General features: G+C 65.7%; 9 protein-coding genes. 6 read left to right on the top strand and 3 right to left on the bottom strand.

Going from position 1 to position 7,040, the window contains the following annotated elements:
- Positions 1-383: glycosyltransferase (locus tag ACFDSW_RS14000; RefSeq protein WP_375250894.1), on the bottom strand; the 383-nt coding region annotated here is incomplete at its 3' end.
- On the opposite strand from ACFDSW_RS14000, the gene ACFDSW_RS13995 reads away from it, so the two are divergent.
- The gene (locus ACFDSW_RS13995) at positions 382-603 is read left to right on the top strand and encodes a hypothetical protein (protein WP_375250893.1); all 222 of its coding nucleotides are present in this window, start codon (positions 382-384) and stop codon (positions 601-603) included. The genes ACFDSW_RS14000 and ACFDSW_RS13995 overlap by 2 nt on opposite strands.
- Entirely contained in the window at positions 596-1,954 is a 1,359-nt protein-coding gene (locus tag ACFDSW_RS13990; protein ID WP_375250892.1) for a putative O-glycosylation ligase, exosortase A system-associated, read from the top strand. The genes ACFDSW_RS13995 and ACFDSW_RS13990 overlap by 8 nt, the downstream gene beginning before the upstream one ends.
- A gap of 12 nt (positions 1,955-1,966) precedes the next feature.
- Here the strand turns inward: ACFDSW_RS13990 and ACFDSW_RS13985 are convergent, their stop codons facing one another.
- Positions 1,967-2,893, bottom strand: coding sequence for a right-handed parallel beta-helix repeat-containing protein (locus tag ACFDSW_RS13985; protein ID WP_375250891.1), 927 nt, complete (start codon positions 2,891-2,893; stop codon positions 1,967-1,969).
- 140 nt (positions 2,894-3,033) lie between these two features.
- The gene (locus ACFDSW_RS13980) at positions 3,034-3,588 is read right to left on the bottom strand and encodes a type 1 glutamine amidotransferase domain-containing protein (RefSeq protein ID WP_375250890.1); all 555 of its coding nucleotides are present in this window, start codon (positions 3,586-3,588) and stop codon (positions 3,034-3,036) included.
- Between the two features lie 127 nt (positions 3,589-3,715).
- Between ACFDSW_RS13980 and ACFDSW_RS13975 the strand changes: the two genes are divergently transcribed.
- The 4 genes from ACFDSW_RS13975 (at position 3,716) to ACFDSW_RS13960 (ending at position 6,967) form a co-directional block, all read left to right on the top strand.
- Complete coding sequence (locus tag ACFDSW_RS13975; protein WP_375250889.1) at positions 3,716-4,729, top strand: DNA topoisomerase IB; 1,014 nt, start codon at positions 3,716-3,718, stop codon at positions 4,727-4,729.
- A 1-nt stretch (position 4,730) separates the two neighbouring features.
- On the top strand, positions 4,731-5,903 hold the full coding sequence (locus ACFDSW_RS13970; protein ID WP_375250888.1) for a mechanosensitive ion channel family protein: 1,173 nt from the start codon (positions 4,731-4,733) through the stop codon (positions 5,901-5,903).
- A 53-nt stretch (positions 5,904-5,956) separates the two neighbouring features.
- Positions 5,957-6,334 carry a glycine zipper 2TM domain-containing protein gene (locus ACFDSW_RS13965; protein ID WP_375250887.1) on the top strand — a complete coding sequence of 126 codons (378 nt, stop codon included), beginning with the start codon at positions 5,957-5,959 and terminating at the stop codon, positions 6,332-6,334.
- 198 nt (positions 6,335-6,532) lie between these two features.
- Complete coding sequence (locus ACFDSW_RS13960; protein WP_375250895.1) at positions 6,533-6,967, top strand: MaoC family dehydratase; 435 nt, start codon at positions 6,533-6,535, stop codon at positions 6,965-6,967.
- Positions 6,968-7,040: the final 73 nt, after the last annotated feature.

The following is a 7,040-nucleotide window of genomic DNA, read 5'->3' as shown; positions in this document are numbered from 1 at the left end:
ACCGACGCATCCTCCCAGAAAGCCCGGATTTCATACACCAGCGGCAGGCGACGGCGGCGCGCCACCAAAAGCGCCGCCAGCGCGCCGATCACCGGCGAATGCGCGTGCAGCACGTCCGGCCGGAAATCCGCCACCGCCGCGTCGATACGGCGGGCGAAGGAGAGGATCTCGGCGGCGATCCCGCCCCCGCGGATCGGCGCGGTGCGAAAGAAATCGATCCCGTCGACCGTCTCGCACGCCGGCGCACCGGCATGATAACGCGGCCCCGTGACCGCCGCGACATGATCGCCCGCCGCGATCTGCGCGGTCACGATCGCGCGCGTCCGAAAGGTATAGCCGCTTTGCAGCGGCAGGCCGTGATCGAGGATATGCAGGATCCGCATGACGTCCACTCATGCCTCGATCGCACTTAACGCCGCGTCAACCGCGGGGCCGCTACACGGGCAACAGGATGCACGCGGCATGATCGACAATTTCTCTCTGGGGATCTGCCACGCGCTGATGCTGCTGGCGGCGTGGCGGCTGTTGCGCGCGCCGTCGCTCGATCGCGAGCCCGGCGCCAGGGACGGCACATCGCCGCGCGGACGCCGCCCACGTGCGTGACCTTGCCTTCATCGCCTTCCTGCTGGGGCTATGGGGACTGGGGCTGCGGCGGCCGTTCCTGTTCATCTGCTCCTATGTCTATATCGACATCGTCTCGCCGCAACGGCTGACCTATTATCTGCTCAACAGCGTGCCGATCTCGCTGATCGCGGTGGCGCTCGCGGTCGGCGGATGGCTGCTGGCGGACGACAAGCGTGATTCGCGCTTCACGGTACGACAGGCGCTGATCCTGATCCTGCTGCTCTATTGCTGGGGAACGACGCAAACCGCGGATTTCCCGGTCGAGGCCGCCGACAAATGGCAATGGGTTTGGAAGAACCTCGCCTTCGCCGCCTTCCTGCCGCTGACGCTGCGCACACGGCTGAGGATCGAGGCGCTGCTGGTGTTCGTGACGCTGTCGGCCGCGACGATCATCATCGTCGGCGGGATCAAGACGCTCGCCTCGGGCGGCGGCTATGGCGAACTGAACCTGATGGTCGACAACAATTCCGGGCTGTACGAGAGCAGCATCATTTCCACCGTGGCGATCGCGTTGATCCCGATCATCCTGTGGCTGGTGCGCGACGGCACGCTGTTCACCCCCGACTGGCGGATGAAGACCTTCGCCTATGCGCTATGCTTCGCCTGCCTGCTGATGCCGGTGGGCACATCGGCGCGCACCGGATTGCTGTGCATCGCGCTGCTGGCGATCCTGTCCCTGCGAACGGTGAAGCGGCGTATGCTGTATCTCGGCGCGCTGGTCGCGGCGGGGCTGATCGCGATGCCGCTGCTGCCCTCGTCGTTCAGCGAGCGGATGGGCACGATCAAGACCTATCAGGCCGATGAAAGCGCCTCGACCCGGCTGGCGGTGTGGCGGTGGACATGGGATTATGCCAAGGCGCATCCGTTCGGCGGCGGTTTCAACGCCTATATCCAGAACCGCATCCGCTACGATACCGTCGCGGTGCAGGGCAGCGGCGCCGCCACGACGATGAAGCGCGACCTGACCGTCGACAAGAGCCGCGCCTATCACTCCAGCTATTTCGAGATGCTGGGCGAACAGGGCTATCCCGGACTGGCGCTATGGCTGCTGCTGCAGGCGATCGGCATATGGCGGATGGAGGTGTTGCGGCGGCGCTATCGCGATCCGGCGGACGACATGGCATGGGTCGGCCGGCTGGCGGGCGCGTTGCAGCATGCGCATCTGATCTATCTGCTCGGCGGGGCGTTCGTGGGGATCGCCTTCCAGTCGTTCCTGTATCTTCTGCTCGGCGCGCAGACGGGGCTGGACAGCTATGCGACGCGGCGGCGGCGCGAGGCCTTGGCGGCGGGGCGGACCGTGCGGCGGGGGATACGGGCAGTCACGGCCTGAACCGTCGGCCGCTCACCATTTGCGCGCGGTGGGAGTGATCCCCTCCCCCAGCGCATTGTCGCGCAGCACCACCGTCTCGCCCGACCAGTTGCCGACGAACACCGGGCGCCACGACACGCCGGGCGCCAACGTAGCGCGATTGCGTTCGATCACCAGGCCGGTCGAATCGTTGCGTGCTCCCTCGGGCGCGACCGAGATCATCACCGAGTGATTGTCCTTGTCCTTCCCCATCACGAACATATTGTCCGTGATCCGGCCGCGCGCGCCGTTCGACAGGTCGATCATGTAATTGGTCATATGCCCGCGCGTATCGTCGAAGCTGTTGCCGGCCACCTCGATCCGCGGCGCACGGCTCTTCACGTAATGCCCGCCCGTGCCACGCTCGAACCGGCAGGCGGTGACGCGCAGCGCGCCATAATTGCCGACGTAGATCGCATGCGCGCCATTGCCGGTGGGATCGTTGCCCAGCCCGGCGAAGGTGGAGTGATCGACGCTGATGGTGGATGAGGGATCCTCCGCCGACAAAATGCCCGACTGGCTGTCGAGGAACATCGAGCGCGTCACCGTCAGGTTGCCGGTTTCGATGCGAATCCCGGCGCCATTGCCGTCGCCGACCTCGAAATGCGAAAAGACGATACCGTCGACGCGCGCCGCCTGCCCGCGCAGCACCAACGCCGCCTTGTCCTCGCACGTCACGCGGGTGAAGACGGTCTTGCCTGGCGTATCAGCGACATAGGCGACGCGCCCGGCGTCCTGCACCGCGCATTCGCGATACGTGCCCGGCGCGATATGGATCGTACCCTCGCCCGCCCCGATCGCCGCGACCGCCTCCTGCAGGCTGGCGAAGCCGCGATCGCCGACCCGGAACCGGGGGGCGGGCGGCTGCGCGACGGCGGCGCCGGCGGCGAGCGACAGGATCAGGGCGGCGAGACGGCGCATCGGAAACCTCCGGTGATGAGGTGCCGCTGTGCCACAAGCCGCGAGCTGCCGCGACGATCGCGTCGGTCCCGGATCGGGAACGGCGCGTCGACGCGGGCACCGCCACCCCGGTCGCGTCCCGGGGTGACGGCAGGCGATCGTCAGGCCTCCGCCAGTTCCTCGGTCAGCGCGGCGAGGATCGCCTTGTTGAACGCCGGAATGTCGTCGGGCTTGCGGCTGGTGATCAGATTGTCGTCGATCACGACCTCTTCATCGACCACCTCGCCGCCGGCATTCTCCAGATCGGTGCGGATCGAGATGAAGCCCGTCAGCCGACGACCGTCGATCACGTCCGCCTCGGCCAGCAACCATGGCGCATGACAGATAGCGGCGACGATCTTGTCCTCGTCCATGAACTGCTGGACAATTTCCACCGCGCGATCCTCGATGCGCAGCTTGTCGGGATTGGCGACGCCACCCGGCAGCACGAGCGCATCATAGTCCTCCACCTCGACCTGATCGAGCGTCAGGTCAGGCGTGGCGGTTTCCGCCTGATTGATGTCCCCCTTCATACCCTGGATCGGGTCGGTCTTGATCGATGCCAGCGTTACCTGAACGCCCGCCTCTTCCAACGCCTTTCGCGGTTCGAACAATTCCACCGTCTCGAAACCGTCGGCAGCAATCATCAGCACCCGCGCTTGCGACAGGTCAGCCATCCGGAAACTCCATTAATGTGGTTTAGGGGCGCCCGCAGAACCCCCGGTGCGGCTGGCTCGTTCCGGAACGAAGCGATGGCCCGCGCATTTCCCGAGACAGGTTCAGCACCGATCACGGAAGGATATCGTGTCGCAGACGATCGTCTATTGTGAGGATGACGCACCCGGAATCACGCGCAAACGCACGCGCCACGGCGCCTGGGCCTATTACGATGCCGCCGGCAAGCGCATCACCGATCGCGCGGATATGGACCGGCTCAACGCGATCGGCCTGCCCCCCGCCTATGTCGATGCCTGGTTCTGCCCCGACGCCAACGGCCATATCCAGGCGGTCGGCTGGGATGAAAAGGGCCGCAAGCAATATCGCTACCACGTCGATTTTCGCGCCCAGCGGGATGCAGCGAAATATGATCTGTGCGCCCCGTTCGGCAATGCCTTGGCGCATGTCCGCGCCCGGGTCGAACGCGATCTGGCGCAGCGGCGGCACAGCAAGGAACGCACGGTCGCCGCGATCGTGAAGCTGCTCGACGTCGCGTCGCTAAGGATCGGCAACGAAAGCTATGCGAAGGCGAACAAAAGTTTCGGTCTGACCACGCTGCGCGATCGCCATGCCGATATCCGCGGGTCGACGCTGACCCTGGAATATCGCGCCAAATCAGGTCGTCAGCGACGGTTGCGCATTTCGGACGGCAGCCTCGCCCGTTTCGTCAAGCGATGCCAGGATCTGCCCGGTCAGAAGCTTTTTCAGTATGTCGGCGATGATGGCACCCCGCACGCGGTGACCTCGTCCGACGTCAACGCCTATATTCGCGAAGCGACGGGCAGCAGCTTCACCGCCAAGCATTTCCGCACCTGGGGCGCCAGCGTCGCGGCGTTCGAGGCGCTGATCGAGGCGCCCGCCCCGATCGGCCTGAAGACGATGTTGGAGCCCGTCGTCGAACGGCTCGGCAATACGCCCGCGATTGCGCGGAAATCCTATGTGCATCCGGCACTGATTGATCTGGCCAAGGACAAAGCGGCGCAGGCGGCGCTTCGCCAGTCGCTGCGGCTGCCGCGATCGACCCGTTATCTTACCCGCGTCGAGCGCGGCCTGATCGATTTCCTCGAACGCGCCGGCGCCTGCGAGCGAAAGGCCGCCTGACATGAGCACCAGCAACGCCGCCGCAGCCCGGGAGGGCGCGGCGATCGACGCGGATCGCGTCGGCGATCAGCTTTCGTCGCTGTTCAATTCCAGCATCACCTGGCTCCAGCAACGCTGGCTGGAGATATTGATCGCGGTTGGCGCAGGGGTGGCGATCGCGCTGCTGCTGTTCTGGCTACGCGGGCTCGGCCCCCGGCTGGCACGACGGAGCGAGACGGGCAAGGGCTGGGCCGCGGTAGTGGGTCGCGCGATCGAGCGAACCAACGCCTTCTTCATCATCATGCTCTCGGCGAAGCTGGTAAGCGGCTATGCCGCCACCCCGCCGGAGGTGGCCAAGACCGCGACCTTCCTGTTCACCGTCGCGGCAGTGTTCCAGGCAGCGATCTGGGCGCGCGAGCTGATCCTGGGCGCGATCGAACATCGCACCCGCTCCGACCATTACAATGGCGAGGCACTGGTCAGCGCGATGGGGCTGATCCGCCTGCTCGTCAGCTTCGCGGTGTTCGCGATCGCGCTGGTGGTGGTGCTGGACAATCTCGGGGTCAACGTAACCGGGCTGGTCGCCGGCTTGGGCGTGGGCGGCATCGCGATCGGCCTGGCGGCGCAGGGCATCTTCGGCGATCTGTTCGCGGCGCTGGCGATCATCTTCGACCGGCCGTTCCGGCGCGGCGACAAGATCAGTTATGACAATACCAGCGGCGTGATCGAGGCGATCGGGCTGAAATCCACACGGATCCGGGCCTTCACCGGGGAATTGCGGATCATCTCCAACCGCAATTTGCTCGACAAGGAAATCCAGAACACCACGCTGCGCAATCACATTCGCGTCGCGTACACGATCGGCGTCGCTTATGAGACGCCGCCCGACACGCTGGCGCGGATCCCGGAGATGCTCACCGAAATGGTCGAGGCGGAGGGGGCGACGGTCGCCCGTGCCGGCTTCGAGAGCTTCGGCGCCTCCAGCCTCGATTTCGCGCTGCTGGTCGATACGCCGGGCGACGATTGGAGCACCGCGCATGCGACCCGCAACCGCCTGCTGGTCGCGATCGTGCGGCGCTTCGCGGAGGAGGGTATCAGTATCCCGTATCCGACGCAGACCACCTATACCGCCGCGCCCGACGGTACGCTGGTGATGCCCTATGCGGATCATTCGGCGAGCACGCCGGCAAATTAAGTTGAACCCCTGACGCCACCGCGACGTTACGTCACCGCTAAGGAGTTGCTGCCATGAAGAACGCCATCCTGCCGGTGCTGATGCTCGCCACGATCGCCACGCCGCTCACCGTCGCGCCCGCCCAGGCGCAGCGTGATGACGGCGATTATCGCTGGCGCGATGACGACCCCAACTGGAACCCTGCCGACAGCTATCGCGACGGCAAGTATCGCGAGCGCCGGCTGAGCCGTGACGACCGCGTGTATCGCGGGAAGGACGGGCGCACCTATTGCCGCCGCAGCGATGGCACCACCGGCGCGGTGATCGGCGGCGTCGGCGGCGCGGTGCTGGGCAATGTCGTCGGCGGCGGCCTGCTCGGTACATTGGCGGGTGGCGCGGGCGGTGCATTGCTCGGTCGTTCGGTCGATCGCGGCAAGGTGAAGTGCCGCTGAGGCCGGTATCGGCGGCGAATCGGAAAGGGCGTGTTTCGGCACGCCCTTTCGCGTTTAGAACATCGGGTTCGGCGCGCTGACCCTACGGAAACCGCCGGCTTCAAATTTTCGGTCCGCACCACTCTTGCGGCGCGCCGTGCCCCCGCTCTAAGGAGGCGCGTCCGTTCAGCGAGGGAAGAGGCCGTGACCGCAGACGAGATGAAAGCCGCCATCGGCAAGGAAAGCGTGTCCGAGTGGGTCGACGTCACCCAGGACATGATCGACAAATTCGCTGACGCCACGGGCGACCATCAGTTTATTCATATCGATCCCGAACGCGCGAAGATGACGCCGTTCGGCACCACCATCGCGCACGGCTTCCTCACGCTGTCGCTGCTGCCGCAGCTGGCGATGAAGACCCCCGATGCGCCCCGCCTCGACGGGGTGAAGATGGGCGTCAACTATGGCGGCAACAAAGTGCGCTTCCTTGCCCCTGTGCCATCGAACTCGCGCGTGCGAGGCCGCTCGAAAATCACCGAATTTGAAGAAAAGCGCCCCGGCCAATATCAGTATACGACCGAGACCACGGTCGAGATCGAAGGCTCCGACAAGCCGGCGATGGTCGCCGAATGGATCACCCAGGTCTTCGTCTGAACCCGTTTCCCGTTCCGCCAGCGGCGGCCGGCATCCCCCCGCGTCCACACGCGGCACCGATCGTCCGGGCTCC

It is taken from the genome of Sphingomonas sp. (assembly GCF_042091075.1).
In the GTDB taxonomy this organism is placed as follows: domain Bacteria; phylum Pseudomonadota; class Alphaproteobacteria; order Sphingomonadales; family Sphingomonadaceae; genus Sphingomonas.
Note: the sequence above shows the minus strand (reverse complement) of the source record. Positions and strands in the feature narration are given on the sequence as shown.

What these genes read in the sequence shown, in the direction of transcription:
- ACFDSW_RS13960 (WP_375250895.1), top strand. Translation starts at nt 6,533, where the DNA reads ATGAAAGCCGCCATCGGCAAGGAAAGCGTGTCCGAGTGGGTCGACGTC.
- ACFDSW_RS13985 (WP_375250891.1), bottom strand. Translation starts at nt 2,893, where the DNA reads ATGCGCCGTCTCGCCGCCCTGATCCTGTCGCTCGCCGCCGGCGCCGCC.
- ACFDSW_RS13980 (WP_375250890.1), bottom strand. Translation starts at nt 3,588, where the DNA reads ATGGCTGACCTGTCGCAAGCGCGGGTGCTGATGATTGCTGCCGACGGT.
- ACFDSW_RS13965 (WP_375250887.1), top strand. Translation starts at nt 5,957, where the DNA reads ATGAAGAACGCCATCCTGCCGGTGCTGATGCTCGCCACGATCGCCACG.
- ACFDSW_RS13970 (WP_375250888.1), top strand. Translation starts at nt 4,731, where the DNA reads ATGAGCACCAGCAACGCCGCCGCAGCCCGGGAGGGCGCGGCGATCGAC.
- ACFDSW_RS13995 (WP_375250893.1), top strand. Translation starts at nt 382, where the DNA reads ATGACGTCCACTCATGCCTCGATCGCACTTAACGCCGCGTCAACCGCG.